18 protein-coding genes are annotated in these 26,445 nt (G+C 49.7%); 13 read left to right on the top strand and 5 right to left on the bottom strand.

Going from position 1 to position 26,445, the window contains the following annotated elements:
- Nucleotides 1-6: 6 nt before the first annotated feature.
- From B2X65_RS14510 to B2X65_RS14535, 6 genes are all read left to right on the top strand, one after another.
- Nucleotides 7-1,905 carry an LTA synthase family protein gene (locus B2X65_RS14510; protein WP_290613761.1) on the top strand — a complete coding sequence of 633 codons (1,899 nt, stop codon included), beginning with the start codon at nt 7-9 and terminating at the stop codon, nt 1,903-1,905.
- A gap of 66 nt (nt 1,906-1,971) precedes the next feature.
- Nucleotides 1,972-2,661: a VIT1/CCC1 transporter family protein gene (locus B2X65_RS14515; RefSeq protein ID WP_290613763.1), complete on the top strand. Its 690-nt coding sequence runs from the start codon at nt 1,972-1,974 to the stop codon at nt 2,659-2,661.
- 202 nt (nt 2,662-2,863) lie between these two features.
- Entirely contained in the window at nt 2,864-3,355 is a 492-nt protein-coding gene (locus B2X65_RS14520; RefSeq protein ID WP_290613765.1) for a TlpA family protein disulfide reductase, read from the top strand.
- Nucleotides 3,352-3,582, top strand: a complete 231-nt coding sequence (locus B2X65_RS14525; RefSeq protein WP_290613767.1) for a DUF4266 domain-containing protein — start codon at nt 3,352-3,354, stop codon at nt 3,580-3,582. Before B2X65_RS14520 ends, B2X65_RS14525 begins: the two co-directional genes overlap by 4 nt.
- Entirely contained in the window at nt 3,573-4,862 is a 1,290-nt protein-coding gene (locus B2X65_RS14530; RefSeq protein ID WP_290613769.1) for a DUF3570 domain-containing protein, read from the top strand. The genes B2X65_RS14525 and B2X65_RS14530 overlap by 10 nt, the downstream gene beginning before the upstream one ends.
- A gap of 23 nt (nt 4,863-4,885) precedes the next feature.
- On the top strand, nt 4,886-5,785 hold the full coding sequence (locus tag B2X65_RS14535; protein ID WP_290613771.1) for an FAD:protein FMN transferase: 900 nt from the start codon (nt 4,886-4,888) through the stop codon (nt 5,783-5,785).
- A gap of 7 nt (nt 5,786-5,792) precedes the next feature.
- Here the strand turns inward: B2X65_RS14535 and B2X65_RS14540 are convergent, their stop codons facing one another.
- The 3 genes from B2X65_RS14540 to B2X65_RS14550 are packed head-to-tail and all read right to left on the bottom strand — an operon-like array spanning nt 5,793 to nt 10,790.
- On the bottom strand, nt 5,793-6,608 hold the full coding sequence (locus tag B2X65_RS14540) for a hypothetical protein (protein ID WP_290613773.1): 816 nt from the start codon (nt 6,606-6,608) through the stop codon (nt 5,793-5,795).
- On the bottom strand, nt 6,601-9,705 hold the full coding sequence (locus tag B2X65_RS14545) for an efflux RND transporter permease subunit (protein ID WP_290613775.1): 3,105 nt from the start codon (nt 9,703-9,705) through the stop codon (nt 6,601-6,603). The genes B2X65_RS14540 and B2X65_RS14545 overlap by 8 nt, the downstream gene beginning before the upstream one ends.
- Entirely contained in the window at nt 9,702-10,790 is a 1,089-nt protein-coding gene (locus tag B2X65_RS14550; protein WP_290613777.1) for an efflux RND transporter periplasmic adaptor subunit, read from the bottom strand. The genes B2X65_RS14545 and B2X65_RS14550 overlap by 4 nt, the downstream gene beginning before the upstream one ends.
- A gap of 279 nt (nt 10,791-11,069) precedes the next feature.
- Here B2X65_RS14550 and B2X65_RS14555 point away from each other — a divergent pair, with 279 nt between their 5' ends.
- Complete coding sequence (locus tag B2X65_RS14555; RefSeq protein WP_290613779.1) at nt 11,070-12,125, top strand: alkene reductase; 1,056 nt, start codon at nt 11,070-11,072, stop codon at nt 12,123-12,125.
- Between the two features lie 115 nt (nt 12,126-12,240).
- Here the strand turns inward: B2X65_RS14555 and B2X65_RS14560 are convergent, their stop codons facing one another.
- Nucleotides 12,241-12,753 (bottom strand): malate synthase, encoded by a 513-nt coding sequence (locus tag B2X65_RS14560; protein ID WP_290613781.1) that lies wholly within the window; start codon nt 12,751-12,753, stop codon nt 12,241-12,243.
- 263 nt (nt 12,754-13,016) lie between these two features.
- Here B2X65_RS14560 and B2X65_RS14565 point away from each other — a divergent pair, with 263 nt between their 5' ends.
- The 4 genes from B2X65_RS14565 (at nt 13,017) to B2X65_RS14580 (ending at nt 20,383) form a co-directional block, all read left to right on the top strand.
- Nucleotides 13,017-14,522, top strand: coding sequence for a DUF3612 domain-containing protein (locus B2X65_RS14565; protein ID WP_290613783.1), 1,506 nt, complete (start codon nt 13,017-13,019; stop codon nt 14,520-14,522).
- 129 nt (nt 14,523-14,651) lie between these two features.
- Nucleotides 14,652-16,721 (top strand): M13 family metallopeptidase, encoded by a 2,070-nt coding sequence (locus tag B2X65_RS14570; RefSeq protein ID WP_290613785.1) that lies wholly within the window; start codon nt 14,652-14,654, stop codon nt 16,719-16,721.
- A gap of 413 nt (nt 16,722-17,134) precedes the next feature.
- A complete protein-coding gene (acnB, locus tag B2X65_RS14575) occupies nt 17,135-19,732 on the top strand; it encodes a bifunctional aconitate hydratase 2/2-methylisocitrate dehydratase (RefSeq protein WP_290613787.1) in 2,598 nt (865 codons plus the stop codon).
- Nucleotides 19,733-19,996: 264 nt separating this feature from the next.
- On the top strand, nt 19,997-20,383 hold the full coding sequence (locus B2X65_RS14580; protein ID WP_290613789.1) for a YacL family protein: 387 nt from the start codon (nt 19,997-19,999) through the stop codon (nt 20,381-20,383).
- A gap of 5 nt (nt 20,384-20,388) precedes the next feature.
- On the opposite strand, the gene B2X65_RS14585 is transcribed toward B2X65_RS14580, so the two are convergent.
- The gene (locus tag B2X65_RS14585) at nt 20,389-23,685 is read right to left on the bottom strand and encodes a sensor histidine kinase (protein WP_290613791.1); all 3,297 of its coding nucleotides are present in this window, start codon (nt 23,683-23,685) and stop codon (nt 20,389-20,391) included.
- Nucleotides 23,686-23,947: 262 nt separating this feature from the next.
- Here B2X65_RS14585 and glnK point away from each other — a divergent pair, with 262 nt between their 5' ends.
- Together glnK and B2X65_RS14595 are read left to right on the top strand one after the other, a co-directional pair.
- Nucleotides 23,948-24,286: a P-II family nitrogen regulator gene (gene glnK, locus B2X65_RS14590; protein ID WP_019675062.1), complete on the top strand. Its 339-nt coding sequence runs from the start codon at nt 23,948-23,950 to the stop codon at nt 24,284-24,286.
- 12 nt (nt 24,287-24,298) lie between these two features.
- On the top strand, nt 24,299-25,570 hold the full coding sequence (locus tag B2X65_RS14595) for an ammonium transporter (RefSeq protein ID WP_290613794.1): 1,272 nt from the start codon (nt 24,299-24,301) through the stop codon (nt 25,568-25,570).
- Nucleotides 25,571-26,445: the final 875 nt, after the last annotated feature.

The following is a 26,445-nucleotide window of genomic DNA, read 5'->3' on the forward strand; positions in this document are numbered from 1 at the left end:
GTTGTAATGACAATAATGATTTTGCTGTTGTTGTCGGTAAGCCGCATAGGATTGTTTGTCTGGCAATATGATCGGATTAGTGCCGTGGCATCCGTTTGGCCACTCTTAATACAAGGTGTGCGGGCTGATTTGATACTGGTTGGATTGTGGTTGGTGATACCTTTGCTGCTGGCGCCATTTTTGACAGCTGGTAAATGGTTTAGTGTCTGGCGCTGGTTTTGCTATGGCTGGGCCTTGATGGGACTGACGCTATTTATCTTTGTGGAGCTTTCTACCCCGCAATTTATTCTGCAATACGATATCCGGCCAAACCGTCTTTACATTGAATATCTGAAGTATCCAGAAGAAGTCTTCAGTACCTTATGGCAAGGCTTCAGAGCGATGCTGCTTGGTGGCATTGCGGTTACTGCACTACTTATTTGGTGCGCAAATACACTACTGCAGCGGGTTCGTCTTCGCACCGAGCCCTATCAGAAGAAAACCTTTTGGCTGACCTGGCCCGTGCTGCTGGTCGTGGTATTTGGCATGATCCGCTCTACCACTGAGCATCGTCCTGCTAACCCTGCACTATTTGCAGTTACCAGTGATGCGTTGGTCAACTCACTGGTGATAAATTCGCCTTATTCAGTACTGTACGCTATTTACAGCCTTAAACATGAAGCGAACTCCAGTGAAATCTACGGTAAGTTACCGTTTGATGAAATGCTGGCGCTGGCGCTGGACTGGCCCTGGCTAAAACAGGCTGTATTTACTGATCCGGGTTTACCTACTTTGCACTACAGTCAAGCTACCGCAAAACGGGCGAAGCCGCTCAATCTGGTGATCATCCTTGAAGAAAGTCTTGGTGCTACCTTTGTTGAATCGCTCGGCGGTGTTGCCGTTACACCCGAGTTAGAAAAGCTGAAGCATGACGGCTGGTGGTTTGAGCAAATGTATGCCACCGGTACCCGCTCGGTGCGCGGTATAGAAGCAGTGGTGTCAGGCTTTATGCCAACACCGGCCCAAAGCGTGGTTAAGTTGTCGTTAGCTCAGCAAAATTTTTATACGCTGGGTAGCACGCTGTCGCAACAAGGCTATAACACCAGCTTTATTTACGGTGGCGAAGCGCATTTTGACAATATGCGCAGTTATTTTACCGGTAATGGCATTGAGCAGGTGATTGATTTGCCCCAAATGGACAATCCGGTTTTTGTTGGTAGCTGGGGCGCCAGTGATGAAGATTTATTTACCGCTGCCTCTAAGCATCTGGACGAGATGCATCAGCACCAACGCCCGTTCTTCAGCCTGGTGTTTAGCTCGTCCAACCATACGCCGTTTGAGTTCCCGGATGGGCGTATCGATTTACATGAACAACCAAAACAAACTGTGAATAATGCGGTTAAGTATGCCGATTATTCCTTAGGCAAGTTTATTGCCCATGCAAGGCAGCAACCTTATTGGCAGAATACGCTGTTTCTGATTGTTGCTGACCATGACAACCGGGTGTATGGCAACAATCTGGTACCAGTAGAGAAGTTTCATATTCCGGCATTAATCTTGGGTGCTGATGTTATACCCAAACGGATTAAACCGGTTGCCAGCCAGATCGACCTCGCGCCTACCTTATTGTCTTTGATGGGGATAAATGCTCAGACACCACTGATTGGCCGTGATTTTAGTCATGATGACATCAGCCCGGGGCGCGCGTTAATGCAGTTTGATCAGTATTTTGCATTAATGGAGCAGCAACAACTGACTATTTTACGGCCACAGCAAAATGCGGTAAGTGGTGTATACGATCCGGTAGGTAAAAAACTAACGCTGTCGGATCAGGCGCCATCGGCAACACAGACTAAACGCGCGTTGGCTCAGGTGTTGCTGCCGTCTTATCTATATCGGCAGCAGCAATACCATTTAGTTAATTAACCATTACCTTAAGCAATAAGGATAGTTTAAGGTTGATAGCTACAATATGCATTCGGAGCAAAGCAGATGATCCACAAACAAAAGCACCGCTCGCATCGCATTGGCTGGCTCCGCGCAGCGGTGCTGGGCGCAAATGATGGCATTGTATCAACCGCCAGTCTGATTATTGGCGTGGCTGCCGCCAGTACCACGCATGCCAGTGTCATGCTGGCGGGTGTTGCCGGCCTGGTTGCCGGGGCAATGTCGATGGCAGCAGGTGAGTATGTATCTGTGAGCTCGCAGGCGGATACTGAACAGGCGGATCTTGAGCTGGAAAAAATATCATTGGCCCAGAACCCACTGAGCGAACAAAATGAGCTGGCTGAAATTTACCGGAAAAGAGGAATAGCGCCGGATCTGGCACATAAAGTTGCCGGGCAACTCATGGCGCACGATGCGTTGGGCGCGCATGCCCGCGACGAAATTGGCATTTCAGCTACAGGCACTGCCCGGCCTGTTCAGGCTGCACTCTCCTCTGCTGCAACCTTTACCATAGGCGCTGCTCTGCCACTGCTGGTTGCCTGGGTGATGCCCGGCTCCTATCTGATTTACGCCGTTGCTTTATTCTCGCTATGTTTTCTAGCGGGCCTGGGTGCACTTGCCGCGCACGCAGGCGGTGCTCCCCGCGCGCGAGGTGCAGCAAGGGTTACCTTTTGGGGCGCGCTGGCAATGGCACTGACCGCGCTGGTTGGCAGTATTTTTCGGGTGGCGGTCTGACTCTGTATTTCCCTGCTTTCCAGTTAGCCGCAACCGCGGACAACTCCATTAACATTAGCATTCCAAGTAGCGGTTGCCTCTCTCTATCTTTTTCTACCCCTCGTCTTTTTTCTATTCCTTGCTGAATTTCATCGTTGTAGCGTCGCTTAAGGTTTGCTTAAGCAAACACCGTTAGCGTGAATGCAGACGTTTCGGAGGTGCTATGCAGTATTGGAAAATAAGTGGCTTGCTAATCGGGTTTTTGCTCAGTTGCCTGACAGTTAGCAGCGTTTCGGCGACAGAGCTCAGCGATTTGCCGGGCAGCCCGGTTAGTACTATGCAGCAGTTGAACGGCAAAGTCGTGCTGGTCGACTTCTGGGCGTCGTGGTGTGCACCTTGTCGCAAGTCATTTCCCTGGTTGAACACGATGCACCAGCAATACGCAGAGCGCGGTTTACTGGTGCTGGCGGTAAATGAAGATAGCGATCGTGCACAGGCCAGCCGGTTTTTGCAGCAAGTGCCAGCGCAGTTTGCGGTGCTGTATGACAGCAACGGCACTGTAGCAGAGAAATTTCAGTTGCCCGGCATGCCCAGTAGCTTTTTGATTGATAAAAAAGGCCAGGTCCGTTACCGCCATATTGGTTTTAAACAGGCGGATATTGCTGACTATGAAGCCAAGATCCGCCAATTACTGGCAGAGGAGTCGCTCGAATGAAACTGAAAAAAATATTAGGTGCTGGCCTGACACTCTTGCTGCTTAGCCAGCTGACTGCATGCAGTACTTTGGGTGTTAAACCGTGGCAGCGTGACACGCTGGCTAAAGAAGAAATGGCTCTAAACAGTGCACCATTAGACAACCGGTTGGATGACCATATTTATTTTAGTAAAGAAGGCAGCAGCGGTGGCCGCAGCTTTGCCGGTGGAGGTTGCGGATGCAATTAAAACAACTGGCAAATATCAGCATGGCGCTGGCAGCGGCCAGCTGTGCTGCACTGGGTCAACAAGCCGAGGCGGGCACCTTACTGGATGACTGGCAGTTTAACAGCGCTATTTTGCTGTATAACGAGACCGATCGGGTGAGTGCCGGCGAAGGTATTCTGACAGCACGCGGCGATTTTGGTGATGATAAATATCTTAATCTGGGGCTGGTGGTGGACGCACTGACCGGCGCATCGGCTACTGGTGCTGTGGCGCAACCTTACGTGCAAAGTTTTACCCGGCCATCAGGGCGTGGCAGCTATGATGTCGCAGCCGGCGTTACACCGATGGATGACACCTTTCATGACACCCGGGTGCAGCTGGACGCCAGTTGGGAGCAGCCGATAGCAGCAAATTGGCGGGCTAGCGGCGGTGGTCATTTATCAAAAGAGTATGATTATTTATCGATGGGACTTAATGGCTCTCTGGCGCGGGATTTTAACCAAAAAAACACCACCGTATCGTTGGGGCTAGGCTACAGCCACGACACCATTTCACCTGAAGGTGGTATTGCCGCAGCCTTTGCGCCGATGCTGTTGCGCAGCGACTATGCCGATGACAGCAGTTATCAGGCGGCGTTTGACGCGACACGCGATCGCGCCGATGATACCAAAGATACACTTGATGTGTTGTTAGGCCTGACCCAGGTAATTAACCGCAACTGGTTAATGCAGCTGAACTATTCATTCAGCCTGGCCGATGGCTATATGACCGACCCGTTTAAGTTGGTGAGTGTGATAAATGCCAATGGTGAAGTACAGCAAAACCTGTACGAAAGCCGGCCGGACCAGCGCACTAAGCACAGTTTATACTGGCAGAATAAACTACATGTTCGCGGCAGCTACCTGGATGCATCTTACCGCTATATGTGGGATGACTGGGAACTGTCATCACATACGGCGGATTTGAAATGGCGGTTGCCAATGACAGACCGATGGTATATCGAACCACAGTTCCGATACTATCAGCAAAGTGCGGCAGAGTTTTATCAACCGTTTATATTGCAGGCTGAACCATTGCCGCAATATGTCAGTGCCGATTACCGCATTGGTAAAATGAATACCTACACCCTGGGAGCAAAATTTGGCACTAAGTTGGCGCAAGGCAATGAGCTATCATTTCGGATAGCGCTATACCAGCAGAACCCACAAAATGATGGTGTGGCTGCACCGGGTGTATTGGCGAATGTTGAACTGTACGAAAAAGTGACCGCGGTGATGGCTCAGGTAAGCTATTCTTTTTAGGTTACAATTGGCAAGGAGGGCCAATGGTCGCTATTGCTGTTAATGCCGGGAAAAATTGTACAGTCGGCCAGTTCCGTGCCATGGCCAGCCCCTGCGAAATATTGCTGGAGGCACCAAACATGAGCTTATGCCGGCAGTTAACGCAGCTCGCCGCCGCTGAAACTGAACGCATTGAACAAAAATACAGCCGCTATCGTCGCAGCAGTGTACTAAGCCAGCTGAACCGCAATGCCGGCAGCTGGCAAACACTGGATCCAGAAACCTCGCAGCTGCTGGCGTTTGCTGACAGCTGCTATCAATTGAGTGATGGCTTATTTGATATTAGCAGCGGCATTTTACGCCGGATCTGGACATTTGATGGCTCAGACAAGCTGGCCAGCCAATCGAAAATTGATGCCTTGCTGCCCCATGTTGGCTGGGACAAAGTTCTGCGCGACACTAACCGTATTATGCTGCCCTATGCTATGGAGCTGGATCTGGGCGGCATTGCCAAGGAATATGCGGTAGATAAAGTATTGCAGTTGCTTAGTCAGCAATTTGCTGCAGATGATCTGCCAAGTCTGGTGGTTAACTTTGGCGGTGACATGCGCTGCAGCCGGCCAAGAGAGGACGGCACGTTATGGCGTATAGGTATTGAAAACCCCACATTGGCCGATCAGGCAATTTCGGCCGTTGGTCTGAGTAAAGGGGCACTTGCCAGCAGTGGAGACAGCCGACGCTTTTTACTGAAAGATGGCACGCGTTATAGCCATATTCTTCACCCAAAAACCGGCTGGCCTATTACTGATGCGCCACGTTCCGTCACCGTCGCTGCACCAAATTGTCTGCTGGCAGGCATGTTGGCGACGACTGCCTTGTTGCACGGCAGTCACGCTGAAGCCTTTTTACAGGCGCAGCACTGCCAATACTGGTTAGTAATGTAACTGAACATTAGAGCTGGTGCAGCGACATAAACTGGTCTGCCGGTAGCTGATCAAATTGTTGCATCAGTTCACTGAAAATTTTGCTATCACTTAATTTATCTAACGAGGCTATGACCTCAGCCAAAGTGTCGTCTTGCAAACGGCAACATTGCTGATAGCGGGCGATAAGCGCGGTTAATTGGCCTTTACCCTGTTGCTGCAGCTGACGGTCAGCCACCACAAAAAACTGTGCCCCGCCCCAGTAACCGGCAGGAAAACGACGCTGGCCCAGCAACATTGCAGCGCGCTTTGCCATACTTGTGGGTTGCTGATAGTGCTGGCGCTGTGGTGAAAACTTAGTACGGATAGCCTCAACAGCACTCTCGATAAGCCCGGCTTGCTGCATGATCTGATACTGCATAAAGCTGGCAAAACCTTCGGCAAACCAGGCATTAGAACGCCCCAGATATGGCAACGCCAGATGGGCTATTTCATGATATGCGGTCCAGTCTTGCTTAAACTGTTGCAAGCTGAACGCCGGTTCTACATAAAAGTGGATTTGCTGGCTGTTGTCTCGCCAGGTATTGGCCCAGGGCACCGGTTCGTTCGCCGGGCGCCGGTAAATATAGAGTTGCATGGTAAAAGGATAAGGGCCCAATACTGCCAGAGTGCTGGCGGCACTTTGTTCTAGCCAGCTGATGAGTTTGGCTTGTTCAACCGCGGTAAAGCCCTGTTGCCAATGCAGCTCAAAAGCTGTTTCTTGCGCGATACTATTATTACTAGCAGCACTACAACTGCCGCTGTAACTTAACAGCAGCAGTAGCAACGGCAGCCACTTAGCCATAAGTAGGCTGCTTGTTATCAGCTTTAGCACCAGCGTTGCCTTGATTTTTAGAGCGGTGCAGCCTTTCACCCAATACTAGCATGCAGGGTGTTAAAAACAGAGTAAGCAAGGTGGCAAAGGTTAAACCGCCGGCAATGGCGCTGGATAACTGGGTCCACCATTGGGTCGATGGCGCGCCAAAGCCAAGGCTTGGCTCCAGCAGATTGACGTTTACGGCCAGTACCATAGGCATTAAACCCAGCACCGTAGTAATAGATGTCAGTAACACCGGGCGTAAGCGCAGGCAGCCGGTTTCCAGTGCGGCTTCAGTTGCAGACATGCCGCTGTCGCGCAGTTGGTTAAAGGTGTCTATCAGTACAATGTTATTATTTACCACAATACCGGCCAGACCAATAATTCCCATACCTACCATTACGATACCAAAGCTCTGGCCGTTCACCAGCAGGCCCAGTAATACCCCGGCGGTCGAAAATACGATGGCCGACAACACCAGTAGGCTCTGGTACCAGCTGTTAAATTGCACCAGTAAAATCATCAGCATTAAAAAGATAGCTGTGGCAAAGGCGCCCATTAGAAAGGTCATGGCTTCTTGCTGATCAGCACTTTCACCGGCGGTTTTCACATTTACGTTGTCGGGCAGTTTCATGTCACTGGCCAGTAAGGCCTGTAAGCGCTCACTAACCTGAGCACCCGGCGTCAAATCGCTTTTTATGGTAACCGCCCGGTTACCGTCAATTCGCTTAATAACACTGGTTTTAGGCGCGGCTACCCGTTCGACAAAGTTGCTTAACGGGACCTGGCCGCGCGGCGTCTGAATAGTCAGCCGGCCCAATTGATCCAAGGAGCGCCACTGCTGCGGAAACCTAACCCGGATATCCACTTCGTCGCTGGCATATTCGGGCCGGAACTTGGCCAACAATAAGCCATTACTGACCATTTGCACCGCGTTGCCTACCGTTAGCACATCGGCACCAAAGCGCGCTGCTGCTGCCCGATCGACTTCAATTCGCCATTCAATTCCAGGCAGGCTGCGGTCATCCTCAATATCGACAAACCCTTCCATTTGCTGCATCTGGCTGACAATGGTGCTTACCGCCTGCTCGGTGGCTGCTGCCTCGCTGCTGCTTACCTGCAGCTCTATTGGCTTACCGGCAGCAGGGCCTTCCTGTTGCTGGCGAAACTCCAGAATAACACCCGGGATATCGTCGGTAAGCATACGCATATCAGCCAGAATTGCCGCGGCTTTACGTCGCTCAAACCAGTCAATAAACTGAAACTGCAAAGTACCAACCACATCCGGTGCCAGCTCGCCGCTACTACTGGCCAGCGAGCGGGCATACAGCGCTTTAACTTCCGCTAACCCCAGCAACCGCTGCTCGACCTGTTTAAGCAAGGCGTCTTTTTCATAAATAGACATATCGCCCCGTGCCCGAACCCATACCTGAGCAGACTCGGGTTCAACATCCGGAAAAAATTCCATACCATGGTTAAACTGACTGTAGGCCACAAAAATAAGGGCCATAGCGCCCAGCAAGCCGGCCAGAGTAAGCCCCGGATGGCGCAGCAGGCGACTGAGTAAGCTGCGATAGGCTTTGCCTGGCCTGCTGGCTTCGATTTGATGCGGTGCTGGCCTGGCCCGGCTGATGCCGCCCATGACCGGCAGGAAAATCAGTGCCATAAACAAGGATGCCAGCAAGCACAGGATCACGGTAGCCGGTAAATACTTCATAAACTGGCCGACGACGCCGGGCCAGAACAACAGCGGCATAAACACCACGATAGTGGTAGCAGTAGATGCAATAATCGGCCATGCCATGCGCCCGGCAGCATTGGCCCAGGCTTGTTTTGGTGTCTGGCCTTCACCCAGGTTACGATCGGCCAGTTCACTGACTACTACCGCGCCATCAACCAGCATGCCGGCCACCAGAATAAGCGCGAACAGCACGATAATATTCATGGTGAAGCCTAAGGCGGAAATCATCAGAATACCGGCAAAAAATGCGCCAGGAATGGTAATGCCCACCAGCAAGGCCGAGCGCACACCCATGGTCGCGACAATCAGGATCAGCACCAGCACCACCGCAGTTAACACGTTGTTCAGCAGATCTGACAGCATGTTTTTCACTTCTTTGGACTGGTCCATAATGTAGTTAATGTGCATGCCATCCGGAAACTGACTGCTGGCTTGTTCGATGAGTGCTTTGGTTTGTTCTATGGTTGAAATAATGTTGGCACCGCTGCGTTTTTTTACTTCCAGCACCACGGCTGGCTGGCCGTTAATCCTGGCAAAACCAAGTGGATCTTTAAAGCTACGGCTAATGGTCGCGACATCACCAAAGGTAATCACGGTATCGCCATTTACTTTGATAGGCATGGATAACACGTCATCTAAATCTTCGATAACGCCCGGTACTTTCATGGCAAAGCGGCCGGCACCGGTATCCAGGCTGCCGGCAGCCACCAGCCGGTTATTATTGGACACCAGACTGAACAGCTGCTGGTAATCCAGCCCATAACCTTCCAGCACTTGCGGGTCGACGACAATTTCCAGCATGTCTTCGCGATCGCCACCAATATCGACTTCCAGCACTTCAGGTATGGCTTCAATATTCTCTTGTAGCTCGCGGGCGATATAGACCAGCTGGCTTTCTGACACCGGCCCGGATAAGCCCACAGATAACACCGGGAATAAACCAACGTTAATCTCATTGACGGTGGGTTCATCCGCCTCACTGGGTAATTTGGCCCGCGCCGCGTCCACTTTAACCCGCACATCGGCCAGGGCCTGATCAGCATCAAAACCGGCATCAAACTCCAGCATTACTGAAGCATGACCTTCGCTGGCAGTCGCGGTCATTTTCTTTATACCCTCCAGCGAGCGCAGTTCATGCTCCATCGGCCTTACCAGTAAGCGCTCGCCATCTTCCGGGCTAATGCCATCGAGTGACATCGAGACATACATCATCGGAATAGCCACATCGGGGTTGGCTTCTTTGGGAATAGTTTGATAAGCGGTAATACCAGCGATAAATAAAAACAGCAGCAGCATTAAACTGGCACGGCTGCGGCTTATTGCGGCCTGAATAATGGCATTCATGGCCTTGCCCCGGCAGCCTGCGGTTTAACTCTTACGCTGTCACCGGTTTTAACAAAGCCGGCACCCTGAGTAATTATTCTGGCCCGTTGTGGTAAACCACTGACTCTGGCACCTTCGTTATTGGCACTTAAAATAGTTACCGGGTAAAACACCACCTGTTGTTGCTCGTTTACCACTGACACGCCGAGCTTGCCGGTATTATCCAGGCTAAGCAACGCCGGTGATATAAGATGTGCTTCCACCGGGGACAATTGCACGGTAACAGTAGCACTGCCGCCCGCTACGCGCAGTAATTGCGGGTTGGCTACCGTCACTTCAATGTAAAAGCTGCGGGTGGCGGTATCTGCAGCAAAGCTGATAAAACTGAGGGTACCGGAAAGTTCTCTGCCATCGAGTAAACTCAGCGCTACGTTCTGACCCTCTGCCAATGCCGTAACATGTTGTTGTGGGATTTGGGCAGTGACTTTTAATTTATCTATTTGCATTAGATCAAGCAGTTCAGTACCAACTTGGACCCCATCGCCTACTTCAACATGCCTGCGATCGACCATGCCGTCAAATGGCGCGACCGGCTCAATTTGTTGCAACGCAAGCCGGGCACGTTCAAATTCTGCCTCGGCTTGTGCCAGCTCGCTTTGCAGCCGCGTTAGATCGGTCGCCGATAAAAACTGCGATTTACTCAAGGCGCGTGCGCTGGCAAGCTCGTCCTGCCGTAAGGTGAGGTTGGCTTTAGCTTGCGCCAACAATGCACTGCGGCCTTCGTCAGACAAGCGCAATAACTTATCACCTTTCGCAACCCTTTCACCCTGCTCAGCGAGTACGTCGGTTACCGTTCCGGCTTGCTGTGAGGTAATACTGACGCTACGCCATGGCAATATTTGTCCCTGAGCAACCTGAGTTAATTGATAAGGCTCGGCTTCAGACCAGCGGGTTTCTACCAGCGGTAATTGTTGCTCGGGAACTTGCTGCTCAGCCGGAGCCTGTTTTTTAGCGCTGTAGTTATCGCCACTGAGCAGCCAGAGCAACAAAGCTAAAGCCAGAACTACGGCAATAATGACGGGAGAGGCAGCGAACTTTTTAAACATGAACAATCCTTGGTGAGAACGATAAATATTACAGGGCCAACACCGTTGAAATATACCTACATGAATGAATGTCAGCAATAGCAGAACTGTAACCAAATATGGTCATCGACCTGCTGCTTATTGCTATTTATCGCTAAAGCCCTTGTTTTTGGGCAAGCCAGACCAATTAAGTTGAAACTGATTAACAGCGGCAAATACCGCCTCCCTGATTAAACCGGGGCTAGATAGCGACAGCGTAAGTGCCGTCAACTGAATGAATACTAACTAACAGGATATAGCATGGCTAATTTATTCGACCCGATAAAAGTGGGAGATTTACAATTACCCAACCGGATTATTATGGCACCGTTAACCCGCTGTCGTGCCGATGCCGGCAGGGTGCCTAATGATTTGATGGTTGAATATTATCGCCAGCGTGCCACTGCCGGGCTTATTATAACCGAAGCAACCTCAGTTAGCCCCATGGGTGTTGGCTATCCGGCTACGCCGGGCATTTGGTCGGATGAACAAGTTGCAGGTTGGCAAAAAATCACAACTGCGGTGCATCAGGCTGGCGGGCGCATTATGCTGCAGCTGTGGCATGTTGGCCGTATTTCAGACCCGCATTATTTAGACGGTGAGCTGCCGGTAGCGCCCAGTGCCATTGCAGCAGAGGGCCATGTTAGTTTACTGCGGCCGAAAAAAGCCTTTGTTACCCCCAGAGCACTGGCAACTGATGAGATTGCTGGCATTGTTGAAGCGTATCGACTGGGGGCAGAAAATGCCAAAAAAGCCGGTTTTGATGGCGTGGAAATTCATGGTGCCAACGGCTATTTGCTTGATCAATTTTTGCAAGATGGTAGCAACCAGCGAAACGATAAGTATGGTGGCAGTATTGAAAACCGCGCCAGGCTAATGCTGGAAGTGACCGATGCGGTTGTCTCGGTGTGGGGCGCTGGCCGGGTTGGCATGCATTTAGCCCCCAGGGCTGATGCGCATAGCATGGGAGATTCACACCGCAGTGATACCTTTGGTTACGTGGCGCAGCAGCTGGGCAAAAGACAGCTTGCCTTTATTTGTTCCCGGGAAGCACAAGGTGATGACAGCTTAGGGCCAAAACTCAAACAATTGTTTGGCGGTGTCTATATTAGTAATGAGCAGTTTAATAAAGCCAGCGCCAACGCCCTTATCGCCAGCGGCGATGCTGATGCCGTAGCCTTTGGGGTGCCGTATATCGCGAACCCGGATTTAGTGGCGCGCTTTGCCAAGGATGCCGACTTGAATACCGCAAAACCAGAGCTATTTTATGGTGGTGGTGCAGAGGGGTACACTGACTATCCGGCGCTGGCTGATTAATACTGACAAGCGTATTCAGGTTTGCGTTTTCACTTTAAAAAAGCGTGTGCCCCCAGACATTATGCTGTTGGGGGCACATTGAGTATCTGTCGACTGAACTTATAGCACAATCGCATTAAGCCTCGTAACGTTCACCATCTTTGGCGGTAAAGCACTTTTCACTCTGGCATCCTTTGTTTACCTGTTTTCCGGTTAACATACTGAACCACGGCTCGCCGGTTTGTTTTGCCTGCAGCTGAATATCGTCGATACCGGCACAGTCTTTTTCGCCATTACCGCCATGGCGGTTTAACACCAGCTCGACATGGCGGCCTTCATTCACCAGCACCAGCGATTCCGGTGCTTCGCGATGACCGCTTAGTGCCACAAACTGCGCCGGGTTTTGCAGGCCACTTTTGCTGCCATCGGCAAAAAAGGCCAGCATATGCTGAAAATACACCATGTAACAGACAACATCTTTATGCGAGCCATAGGCCAGCGGAAAGGTTTTGTCTAAAAAGCCTTTTGAGTAATCCATGATTTGTTTCACATGGCACTCGTTCAGCTGATTAATAACGCTAAGCTCGGTCGCCATCCAGGCAGTTTGGTTTGGCGTGTTTTGGCTGTGGGTTGGGGCCAGTGTAGTCATGTTGTTATCCTCGTTTTTGTCGGGTATTGGTAATCTCATCAAGCAGGCTTGGAATCCTGTTGGCGCAGCCACAGAGTGTCTGAGCGGATGCGCCAGCAGGAGCGAGTTGCTGTGGCGAGCACGGCAGGAATTGCAAGCCGTGCTCTGTGCAACTTCATTATGTTCCTGTTCCTAATGAGCTTGTTGCTATCGGTTAAAAACTAGTCTAGGCTAAAAATCAGCATAATTTCACAATAAAAATTTTACAGTGTGAATTTTACAAAATGAAAATAAACAAAAGCTTACTTAGAAAGTCCCATTTCTTAGGAACCAAGATAAGAAACCTGAGAAAACGTAACAACTTAACGATGGAAGATTTATCTACCCGCTGTATCAGGGTTAACCCCGAGCAGGCACCGTCGGTGTCATATTTGTCGATGATAGAGCGGGGCAAGCGCACGCCAGGCATTGAAATGCTGGAGGTCATCGCCGAAGTTTTTCAAAAAGACCTGGACTGGTTTTTAGATGGTGAGGATAGCGAGCAGGATCTAACGCCGCAAAAAGGCAGCCGCGGTGGCATTAGTGGTATGGCGTTAGAGCCGGGCTTTTTGTTTTCTAACGACATTTTGCAAATTGCGATACCAGAAATGTTGTCGCAAACCGGCACCAGTGGCAAGCAGTTTGCTCAGTTACTTATCAGGGCCCATCAGGAGCATCATCAGAACCACTTTCCTGAGCTGGAGCGAGCGGCAGAAGACGTTGGCCAGAAGCGTATGCCACTGAGTGTTGATGAACTGATGGCCATTGTGAAGCAACTGGGACTCAAAGTCAGCTGGTTTACCGAGCCACCAAAAGAGCTGCTGGATGAGCTTGGCGTGTTATCGAAAAACGTCTCGACGTCTTTTTTTACGCCACCTGATACCCTGCATTTAAACCGGCTATTACAGAATTTTCCTACCCGCTTAAAATACGAACTGGCAGTGCATATTGGCCATACGGTTTTGCACAATAAAGACGGCGTGAAAAGCAGCATGACGGTAGGAGGCACCCATGACGATGAGATGTCGCAATCCACCGCCGTGCAACCACAGGATATTCTGCACGCCTGGCGCGATTTTGAATCAAGCTTTTTTGCCGGCGCCCTGCTGTGCCCCAAGTTACCCTTTCGTCAGTTACTGGACCGCCAGGGCTATGAAATCAGCAGCCATCAGCAGGCGGGGGTGTCTGCCTCTGTGGCCATGCGACGAATGACGGCGGTGTCACCTTATGCGCATTGGCATTATTTTGATGCGTATACTCCAGGCAAACTAAAGGCGGTGTATCGAGGCAATGGCATACCTTTGCCCTGGGGCAATATGCGTCAGGTAGAAGACCCTTGTCAGCATTGGGCCGTGTTTCGGATGTTTGATGTTGACGGCGTAGCCAGTAGTGCGCAGCTATCATTGCTTGATGTGAATGGCAAACCACGGATTTACTGCTGCGAATCGACCAAAGTTAATGACTTGGCAGGCAACAATCATGTGTTGTGCGCCGGGATTGATCTGAATCCGGCGTTGTTAGCGCAGGGTGTGGATGCCGATGCCATGGCCAGCGAGCTTAAGCAGCTATGTATCAATAGCGTTGGCGGCGCCAGAGTACCTAGAGCTATCCAGACCTCGCTCACCAGCGTGGCAAATATTCTGAATATAAATTGGGTGGCGCGCAGCTTGCAAAAGCCGGCACAGCTTATTTGTGCCAGGGGTAATAGCTGCCCGCGCAGCCCGGGTTGCTACGACTGTCCCAGCGTCTAATTTAACCCCAATATATTCTGTTACAACTTGCTGCTGGCAGAGATTTGGCTTTGCTCTGCAGCAGCGGTAATATAGCGGCGATAGCTTAACCCTTCCCCTATTCCAGATTTGTAGTTCAGGAAAACGATAATGAAAAAAATAAGTATTATTGCCGCTGGTGTTGCGCTGGCTTTAGGTTTAACGGCGTGTAGTGACTCTACCTCCACCCAGAACAATGAGCCCGTAGCAGCGCAACAGCAAGCGCCGCGGGTATCCGGTGTCGATAGCCAGTATTTTGATCCGGCAGTAAAATTCAGTGAAGATTTCTTTTTGGCGGTAAACGGCAAATGGCTGGCTGAAACCGCCATTCCGGCTGACAAAGCGTCTTATGGCTCGTTTCACATTCTAAATGACAACTCACAGCAAGCCGTTAAAGCCATTATTGATGAAGTGTCAGCCCGCACCGATTTAAAAGCGGGCTCTGATGAGCAGAAATTAGGGCATTTTTACAACAGCTTTATGGATGAAGCAACAATTGAAAAGCTTGGTTTAAGCCCGCTGCAGCCGCAATTAGATGCCATTAGCTCTCTGGAGAATAAAGAACAGTTACCAGGGTTGTTTGCCCGTTTGCAACGCGATGGCGTTGCTATTCCATTTGGCTGGTTCATTAATAACGATGCGAAAAACTCTACCGAATACGCGGTATATCTGAGCCAGGGCGGCTTAGGTCTGCCAGATCGTGACTATTATTTTAACGATGACGAAAAATCGTTAAAGCTGATTGCCGACTACAAAGCTTATTTAACCGATATGTTCAGCATGGCCGGCAATGATGACGCGCCGGCGGCGGCCGAGCGGGTATTTGCCCTGGAAAAAGCCCTGGCCGAACATCACTGGACCCGGTTAGATAACCGTAATGCCGATAAAACGTACAACAAGATGGCGACCTCTGAGCTGAACAACAGCATGGGTAGTTTTGACTGGGCCGCCTTTGCTAATGACGTCAAGCTGGCTGAAGTGAATGATATTATTGTGCGTCAACCAAGCTACTTCGAAGGTTTTGCCAAGGTATTTGCAGCAACAGACTTACAAAGCTGGCAGGATTATTTAAGCCTGAAAACCATTCATGGCTATGCCGATAAACTGAGCAGCAATTTTGCTGACCGTCGTTTTGCTTTCTATGGCACCACCTTAAGTGGTACCGAGCAACAACAACCACGCTGGAAGCGAGGGGTAGATGCGGCAGACCAGGTATTAGGCGAGCTGACAGGTAAGCTGTATGTTGAGCGCCATTTTACGCCACAAGCCAAAGCACGGATGGAAGAGTTGGTGGCTAACATTATCAAGGCTTATGAAATCTCGATTAATGAGCTGGAATGGATGACCGAAGAAACTAAAGTGGCAGCCCAGGATAAGCTGAGTAAATTTACCCCGAAAATCGGTTATCCGGATAAATGGAAAGATTATTCTGCGTTAGAAATTAAAGCAGATGATTTAGTCGGTAACTTTATCCGTGCCAGCCACCATGGTTACGACGAAATGGTGGCGAAATTAGGCCAGCCTATCGATAAAGGCGAGTGGTTTATGACGCCGCAAACGGTAAATGCGTACTACAACCCGGTAAACAACGAAATTGTGTTCCCTGCCGCTATTCTGCAACCCCCGTTCTTTAATATGGATGCAGACGACGCGGTAAACTATGGCGGTATTGGTGGGGTTATCGGCCATGAAATTGGCCATGGTTTTGATGATCAGGGAGCCAAATACGATGGTGATGGTAACTTACGTAACTGGTGGACAGAGCAGGATAAGGGCCAGTTCCAGGCGCGTGGTGCTAAGCTAATTGGCCAGTACAACAAGTTTGAACCGCTACCGGGTGTTAATGTAAACGGTGCAGTGGCACTGGGCGAAAATATCGGTGATTTAGGCGGCATGACGGTAGCGCTGAAAGCGTATAAATTGTCGCTGGAAGGAAAAGACGCACCAGTAATGGACGGCTTTACCGGTGAACAGCGGTTCTTTATCAGCTGGGCCCAGGTATGGCGTACTAAGTTCCGCGAAGAAGCGCTGCGTCGCCAGTTAAGCACCGGGCCACACTCGCCGGCGCATTACCGGGTCATTGGCGTACTGCCGAATATTCCTGAGTTTTACCCTGCCTTTGATATAAAAGAAGGCGATGCGATGTATATTGCGCCGGAGCAGCGCGTTAAAATCTGGTAAGCCATTGCCCATCGGGTAATGATTTTCTGCTACAATGCTCGGGTTGGATAGGAAACTATTCAGCCCTTTTTTGTACGATAGGCTAAGTGTTTAGGCTGTCGGTTACAATTCCCGCCCTGGCTCGCCACAGCAACTCACAAATGCTTGCGCATTTGCTCAGACACTCTGTGGCGCCCAGTTCGGGATTCTAACCTCTGCTGCAAGATTTGATTTGTTAGTCAGCGAGGTCTGACCACTATAAGTAAAAATACAGAACATTAGCTTTCATATTCATGCTGCTTATACCCACTATAAGCGGCGTGGCTAAAGGGCGGATGTCAATTTGGCCCGAATTTTTATATAATCGCGCCCATTCATTCTAAGAATGACGCCGCAGTAGCAAGACTGCCGGCAACGACCAAGAGGATCATACTGTGCTACAACAATATCGCGAACATGTGGCCGAGCGCGCAGCGCAAGGTATACCGCCAAAGCCGCTCAATGCCGAGCAGGTAGCCGCCTTAGTTGAACTGTTAAAAAATCCGCCAAAAGGCGAAGAAGAAACGCTGTTAGATTTATTGATTAACCGGGTACCACCGGGCGTAGATGAAGCCGCTTATGTTAAAGCCGGCTTTTTAGCCGCACTTACCAAAGGTGAAGTTAGCTGCAGTCTGATCAACGCTGAGCGTGCCACTGAACTGTTAGGCACTATGATGGGTGGTTATAACATTCAACCATTAATCAGCCTGTTAGATGACGCTAAGCTGGCACCTATTGCTGCTAAAGCGCTATCACATACTTTGCTTATTTTTGATGCATTTCATGATGTCACTGAAAAAGCAGATGCCGGTAATAGCCACGCTAAACAAGTGGTGCAAAGCTGGGCTGATGCCGAGTGGTTTGAAAGTAAGCCTGCACTGGCGGAAAAAATTACTGTTACGGTATTTAAAGTGTCTGGCGAGACCAACACTGATGATTTGTCGCCAGCACCTGATGCCTGGTCACGGCCGGATATCCCGCTGCATGCCTTAGCCATGCTAAAAAATGCCCGTGAAGGCATTAACCCGGATCAAGCAGGTACAGTTGGACCAATTAAGCAGTTAGACGAGCTGAATAAAAAAGGCTTTCCGCTGGCGTATGTTGGCGATGTGGTTGGTACCGGCTCGTCACGTAAATCAGCCACTAACTCAGTGTTGTGGTTTATGGGTGATGATATTCCCTACGTGCCGAATAAGCGCGGTGGCGGTTTTGTGTTAGGTGGCAAAATTGCCCCTATCTTCTTTAACACCATGGAAGATTCTGGTGCACTGCCAATTGAAGTTGACGTTAACAACCTTGAAATGGGCGATGTCATCGATATTCTGCCATTCGAAGGCAAAGTAGTCCGTCATGGCACGGATGAAGTGCTGGCTGAATTCGCTCTGGCAACCGACGTATTAATTGACGAAGTGCGCGCCGGTGGCCGTATTCCATTAATCATTGGTCGTGGTTTAACCGACCGTGCCCGTGAATTTTTAGGTCATGGCCCATCTGATAAATTCCGCCGGCCACTGCCAAAAACTGATTCAGGCAAAGGCTTTACGCTGGCTCAGAAAATGGTTGGTAAAGCGTGCGGCGTAACCGGTATTCGTCCGGGCACCTACTGTGAGCCGAAAATGACTACTGTGGGCTCGCAGGATACTACCGGCCCGATGACTCGTGATGAGCTAAAAGACTTAGCCTGTTTAGGTTTCTCAGCCGATTTAACCATGCAGTCGTTCTGTCATACCGCCGCTTATCCTAAGCCGGTTGACGTGGATACGCACCATACCCTGCCAGATTTTATTATGAACCGTGGCGGTGTTGCGTTGCGTCCGGGTGATGGCATTATTCACAGCTGGTTAAACCGGATGTTACTGCCCGATACCGTAGGCACCGGTGGCGATTCGCACACCCGTTTCCCTATTGGTATTTCGTTCCCGGCAGGTTCTGGTTTAGTGGCGTTTGCTGCGGCGACCGGCGTTATGCCACTGGATATGCCAGAGTCGGTTTTAGTGCGCTTTAAAGGCGAGATGCAGCCAGGTATTACCCTGCGTGACTTAGTACATGCTATTCCGTACATGGCGATTCAGAAAGGCTTGTTAACCGTTGATAAGAAAGGCAAGAAGAACATTTTCTCTGGCCGTATTCTGGAGATCGAAGGCTTACCAAACTTAACCGTAGAGCAGGCTTTTGAATTATCAGATGCTTCTGCTGAGCGTTCAGCGGCTGGCTGTACTATCAAGCTATCTGACTCGTCAATTGCTGAGTACTTAGAATCAAACATTGTTATGCTTAAATGGATGATTTCTGAAGGCTATGGTGATGTGCGTACTATTGAGCGTCGTATTCAGGCGATGCAAGCCTGGCTTAAAGATCCACAGTTAATGGCTGCCGATGCCGATGCTGAGTACAGCGAAATTATCGAGATTGACCTGGCCGATATTAAAGAGCCGGTACTGTGTGCACCAAATGATCCGGATGATGCACGCTTACTGTCTGAAGTAGCTGGCGACAAGATTGACGAAGTGTTTATCGGTTCTTGTATGACTAACATTGGCCATTTCCGTGCCGCCGGTAAGTTGCTGGATAAATACAAAGGCCAGCTGCCAACCCGCTTATGGATAGCACCGCCAACCAAGATGGACCAGGCGCAGTTAACAGAAGAAGGGTATTACAGCATTTTCGGTAAAGTCGGCGCCCGCACTGAAATGCCAGGCTGTTCCCTGTGTATGGGTAACCAGGCACGCGTAGCCGAGAACTCAACGGTAGTATCGACCTCTACCCGTAACTTCCCGAACCGCTTAGGGCAGGGTGCTAATGTGTATTTAGCCTCAGCCGAATTAGCGGCTGTAGCCTCTATCATTGGTAAGTTACCAACGGTAGCCGAGTATCTGGAATATGCGAAGCAAATCGATGCAACCGCGGCCGATACGTACCGTTACCTGAACTTCCATCAGATGCCGCAGTACACCAAAAAAGCGGATAACGTGATTATTCAGCAAGCGGTGTAATCAGCTCTGTTGTGCTAAAGGCCTGCAACTGCAGGCCTTTTTTCTGCTCGCTTAAATATTGTGAGCAACTACAATTCTAGCAGCGACCGGCTGATAGATTATTTGCGTAGGCGTGCTTGCACCGCCCACTGGGCTCGCCACAGTAACTCGCTCCCGCTTGGCGCGTCCGCTCAGACACCCTGTGTCGCTCCATTGGGGATACAAGCTCGCCAGGGTAAAACGCCGCAAATAACCATCAGCCTATTTCTTCGTACGGAAAGAAGTATGGATTACGATTTTATTTTTGATCGCACAACCCGCCAGTTTAGCATCCGGCTTGCTGGCGAACATGAAGTGTTAGGCCGGTTTTTACTGGATGAATTTGGCCAGCAGGCCGAGACCTATTCAGCACTGTTGCAACAACTGAGTTCACTAACGCCTCAGCAAAGTATGCTGTATCAGGGCAGGGAGTTTTTACTGGAGGTAGATAACAGCGAAGTAACGTTAAGCCACAACAGTCTGTTTTATCAAAATACCGATGAGCAAGCTGGCCAACTGCAAGCGCTGGCTGAAGACGACTTACAGCTGGACGAGCAAGGCATGACCAGCCAATGCGGCCTGGATGATTTTCTGCTATTGCTGCGCGAGTGGCAGCAATTCCTGGCCGATTAACCGACTTAAACTTGTAACGGCAGCACTACCGTGAAGCGTGTACCTTCGCCGGGGGTGCTACTGACTTTAACACTGCCCCCCAGTTTCTGGGTAATAAGGTTAAATACAATATGTAAGCCCAGGCCGGTACCACCCTGATGGCGGTTGGTGGTAAAGAAGGGGTCAAATATCCGCTCGATATACTCATCGTCGATACCTGCTCCGTTGTCGGCAAATACTATTTCAACCAGATCACCCTGTTTGCGGCAATGAATGGTTATTTCACCACTGGCGCGGTCTTTAAAACCATGAACAACAGCGTTCTGAGTAAAGTTAGTAATTATCTGACCAATGGTGCCGGGAAAGCTGTTCATTTCAATATTGTCCGGGCAATCCATTTGCAGCCTGATTTTCCGGTTACGCCACATCAGGCTCAGACTGTCGAGCAATTCATCCAGATACTTCGCCAGATTAAACTGCCGTTGATTATCTGCCGTTAGGTCAACCGATACTTGCTTAAAATTGGCAATCAACTGCGCCGCACGCTGCAAATTATTATCAAGCAACAGCCCGGCCTGGACTAACTTATTTAAATAATTATCCAACTCCCGACGACGAATGTTACCGCCTGCCAATTTTTGCAACAGTATTCGACTTTCTTCGGTTACTACGCTGTTTGCCGTTAATGCCACCCCCAATGGGGTGTTTACCTCATGTGCCACGCCGGCAACTAATTGGCCTAAGGCCGCCATCTTTTCGGTCCGCACCAACTCTTTTACGGTTGACTCCAGTTGCTGCAAGGTTTGCTCGGTTCGGCTTTTAGATTCTTGCAACGCCCTGGTGCGCTCATTCAGTGTTTCGGTTCGTTGTTCGACTAACCAGGCCATTTCTTCCTGTTGTTTACGCAGGTTTTTTGAACGAAGCAGATGTAATCCAAGCATTATGAGCAGCAGTACACTAACCAGCAAAATTCTGGCCAGCCATGTTTCCCACCATAATGGTAATACTCTAATTTTCAGGGTGGTTTCATCGCTCCAGCCTGGCGGGTCCAGCCCGGCACGAAGCCGGAATTGATAGTCGCCTGGTGGTAAGCGCTCAAAGGTGGCACTGCGACCGTTGGCATTGCGGGTGACCCAGCCAGATGTCACCGGATCGAGTCGGTACTGGAAATTTACCTGAGCGGTTTCAACAAATTCCCGGGTGGAGTAGTGCACACTGAAACTACGATTATCCGTAGCCGGAATTGTTAATTCCGTATCTGGTATTGCTGCTTGTTGACCATTTACTTCAATTTCTAATATAGCTGGCACGGCAATAGCCCCGGCGGAATAAGCCAGCACCTGCTGAGGCTGAAAGAGGGTAAAACCATCCATACCACCAAATACGATAGTGCCGTCGGCCATAACAGTGCTAGCTGCGTTAATATAGTCACTGCGCAGGGCGCCATGCTGATAACCAAAATTCCGAAAACGGTTTGTTAAAGGGTTAAATGCCGAAATACCAAAAGCACTACTTACCCAGATATTACCGGCCTGATCGAGTTCTGCAGCCTTAAGCTGGCCGCTGGCTAAACCTTCGGCTTCAGCATATTGTCTGAAGCGGACGGCAGTGGGATCAGCAAATGATGCCGGCAGCATTAATTCAAATAACCCGGTACCATTGGTTGCCAGCCAGTGACGATTATCAGAACTTTGCAAATAAGCCATGGGTGCTGATGGCAGTGTCAGTGCAGTGCCGTTCTCGCCTGATGCAAGATTGTGTTCATAGATCAGGCTACCATCCGCAGCGTTAAACCATGATAAGCCCTGGTAAGAGCCCACCAGCATGTAATGCTCTTTGACAGGCTGAATAAAAGTAATGGCGCGGCTGAACCGGTATTGCGCAACAATGTTCTGATTTGTTTCATCCAGTATGACAAGGCCAAACTGGTCAATTGCCAGCCACAAGTGATTATCAGTGCTGTAAAGCCTGCGTACCGGGCCAGGTGGAACTTCAGGTGGCAACGGCACTTGCCGGTAATTGCCGTTAGCAGGTGTAACCGCAATAATGCCCTGACCATGGCCAAACCATATTTCGTCAGTGCGCTGCAAGGTGCAAAAAAAGGTTAAGCCTTTGCTGCTGGTGTCTGCCAGATTAAAGCTTGCAGTCGTTGAATCAAGAGTAAAAAGGCCATCAGCCGTCCCTGCCCAGATTGTATTATTATAGCTTGCCAGACTGATGGTAGCGGGGTTCCTGGCGGTATCCATTAAGGCCAAATCGCGGCTGATACTAATAAATAGGTTATTTGCCAGATTAAGACGGGATACCCCACCATTCCAGGTACCAACCCAGATACTGCCATCCTGATCTTGCAGCAGGGCGGTGACTTTACCATTGCCGAGGCTGGCCGGATTATTACGCTGATGCTGGTATGACACTTGCTGATGCCAGCGACCGTTTTGCTGTGTCAGGCGACTTAAGCCATGCTGGGTACCTACCCAGATGTCACCTTTATTATCCACGGTGATACTGCGAATTTCTTTGCTTATTAAGCCATTGTTGTAGCTCGTAATCTCAAGCTGGGTCCAATTATCAGCTGTGGGCTCCAGCATCAGCAAACCTTCGCGTTCCAGCCCTACCCATAATCTGTCGGCTTTATCATGAAATAGCGTCATAACGGATGCATCGGGAAACGGGAAAAGACCATCTACGCTGAACTGCTCACTATTACGGTCAAAGAATAGCAGACCGCGCGGTGTGCCCAACCATAAATTGCCTTCATTGCCAGCAGCCGATAAAGCGGTAATATAACGCTTGCTATCACCATACCATTGCACTTGGCGAGAAGCTCCTTGCAACATCGCTAACCCCTGGTTAGTACCAATCCATAATCGTTGCTGCTTATCAAGGTGCAGAGACAGCACCAGCGGCTCTGCATCACTGCCGTTTTTTGCCAGACGGATGTTTTCAAAGGTACCCGCTACCGGATTAAAGTGGTTCAGGCCATTTAGTGTGCCGACCCAAAGCATACCCTGCTGATCAACTAGCAGCGAAGTAACAAAGTTATCACTGAGTGATTGGCTTAACTGCTGCTCGGGGAAAAACACTTTGACATCAAAACCGTCGTATCGATTCAGACCACTTTGGGTGCCTATCCAGATATTGCCGGTATGATCCTGTGCAAGGGAGGTGACGGTAGTTTGTGATAAACCCTGCTCAATATCGATGCGGGCAAAACGTGACGCTGAGGGTACCTCCATAGCCGGGGATGCAAATAGGAAAAACGGCAACGTTGCCAGCAGTACCAGCTTAACAAAGGAACATAGTTTTAAAACCAAGTACATAAGTAAACCTTGGGTGCTGAAGCAACGAATAACGTTGTTATCTTATCTAAGCATAGTCGGAAATGTTACCGCTGTAATCCCCGATGCAGGTGTTTTACCCTGCACAGTCAACGGGAATAACTGCACCAAAATGATGCAAGTTAACAGCTAAAACCAATTAATGTAAATGTAAATCATTGTATTTAATGTAAAAAACAAAAGTGGCACAAGGTTTCCTTGTATTTGATGCAATCGCAGAAGATTAGTACATAAGGAAACCATCATGAAGCTTGTTTGTGCCATCATCAAGCCGTTTAAACTGGACGATGTTCGCGAAGCTATTGCAGACATTGGGGTAGAAGGTTTAACGGTAACCGAAGTAAAAGGCTTTGGCCGTCAGAAAGGGCATACCGAATTATATCGCGGTGCTGAATACCAGGTCGATTTCCTGCCAAAAGTAAAACTGGAAATTGCCGTATTAGATGATCAGGTCGATAGGTTGCTCGAAGCAATTCAGCAAGCTGCCCATACCGGTCGCATTGGCGACGGTAAGATTTTTGTTTACGAGCTGGAACGTGCGGTACGGATCCGTACTGGCGAAGCCGACGCTGAAGCGATATAAAGGAGCCCTGTCATGCAAGAACAAATTTTTCACCTCCAATATGCCATGGACACCTTTTACTTCTTAATTTGCGGAGTATTGGTTATGTGGATGGCCGCAGGCTTTTCTATGCTGGAAGCTGGCCTGGTCCGTTCGAAAAACACCACAGAAATTCTGACTAAAAACGTCGCGTTATATTCGATCGCCTGCATTATGTATATGGTGTGTGGTTATGCGCTGATGTATGGCGGTGAGTTTTTCTTAAGCGGCATCAATGCAGTTGATGTTGATGCTACCCTGACCAGTTTCACTGAGCGTGAAGATGGTTTTACGGGTGGTGCAGTATATTCAACTGCCTCAGATTTTTTCTTCCAGGTTGTTTTCGTGGCAACCGCTATGTCAATTGTCTCAGGTGCAGTGGCCGAACGCATGAAACTGTGGGCCTTCCTGGCGTTTGCCGTAGTAATGACGGGTGTTATCTACCCGATGGAAGGTAGCTGGACCTGGGGTGGCAACGCCGTATTTGGTTTATATACTCTTGGTGACTTAGGTTTCTCTGATTTTGCCGGCTCGGGTATTGTTCACATGGCGGGTGCATCTGCGGCGTTAGCTGGTGTGTTGTTGCTTGGTGCGCGGAAGGGCAAATATGGCAAAGACGGTAAAATCAATGCGATACCAGGCGCTAACATGCCACTGGCAACCCTGGGTACCTTAGTACTGTGGATGGGCTGGTTTGGCTTTAATGGTGGTTCAGTGCTGAAGTTAGGCGATATCAGTAATGCTAATGCGGTGGCCGTGGTGTTTCTAAATACTAATGCCGCTGCCGCTGCTGGCGCCGTTGCCGCGTTAATATTGTCAGTAGTGCTGTTTCGTAAAGCCGATTTAACCATGGCGTTAAACGGGGCACTAGCGGGTTTAGTCGCTATTACTGCAGAACCTTCTACTCCAACACCATTACAGGCCACGTTATTTGGTGCTATCGGTGGTTTGCTGGTGGTAGCATCAATCATTGGTTTAGATAAGCTGAAAATCGATGACCCGGTAGGGGCCATTTCGGTACACGGTGTGGTGGGTTTACTGGGCTTGTTATTGGTACCCGTAACCAACAGTAACAGCAGCTTTACCGGTCAGCTGATTGGTGCTGCGACCATATTTGTATGGGTATTTGTTACCAGCTTGATCGTTTGGTATGTACTTAAACTGGTGATGGGTATCCGGGTCAGTGAGCAGGCAGAGTATGAAGGCGTGGATGCCTCAGAGTGTGGCATTGAAGCCTATCCTGAGTTTGTCTCGTCGGTAAAGTAAGTTTGTAAATCTATCCTTGTCCATTGTCGAATAGTTTGACGCCCCGTGGTAATTACTGCGGGGTTTTTTATACCCTTATTACTTAACGCTGCAGCTATGTTGACTTCACTCACTCGGTCCAATTACACAGGCAAGCTATGCTTTTGGGCATTCGCTTACTTGTCGACTTACTGCAGCGTCAATTACTTTGGATAAAATTTTTGGTGAAGTGTGAAGTGTGAAGTGTGAAGTGTGAAGTGTGAAGTGTGAAGTGTGAAGTGTGAAATTTACTGTGGGCCAGAAAAGCGAAAGGCCGCAAACTGCGCGGCCACTTTCGGTTCTGATTCAGCTAATCCGTACTGTTACTCATCCTGAGTAAATCTTCCCTGGCTCCATCCCGGAGGGTCCAACGGCATCATGCCGGGTCCTGCTATCCTTAACTATTACCACCGTGTAATAGTAAACTCATCCTGAGTTATTCCTGGGTCGTCCCTGTTGTTCTGCGCGTGTGAAGCAAGCAAAACGGCCGTCCTGGCGTTGCATCCTGCAATATCATCCTGATATTACGTGCCCTTCCCGGGGCGTGTCCTTTAATCTTCCTTGTGCTATCCTAGCCTTGATTTGCTTCCTGCAAATCTGACTGACTTCCTGTCAGCTGTCATCCGTTGACGAAGCTATTATGCAATGAATAACGGTTGGCGGGGACATGGTTTGAGAAATAAACCGGCTGTAATAATATTGTAAACTAACAATGGTTTTAAAAATGCTATGTATATCATCTGCTTAGTGTAGTTTCTTGTTTTGTGGTATGCAGAAAATAGCGTTTAAACTTACCTTTTTGTGAGATATATCTCACACGGCAATCAGGTTTTCGCCTTCGGATCCGGCAAGTAGAC

Origin of the sequence: Arsukibacterium sp. UBA3155 (assembly GCA_002364615.1) — a bacterium.
In the GTDB taxonomy this organism is placed as follows: domain Bacteria; phylum Pseudomonadota; class Gammaproteobacteria; order Enterobacterales; family Alteromonadaceae; genus Alishewanella.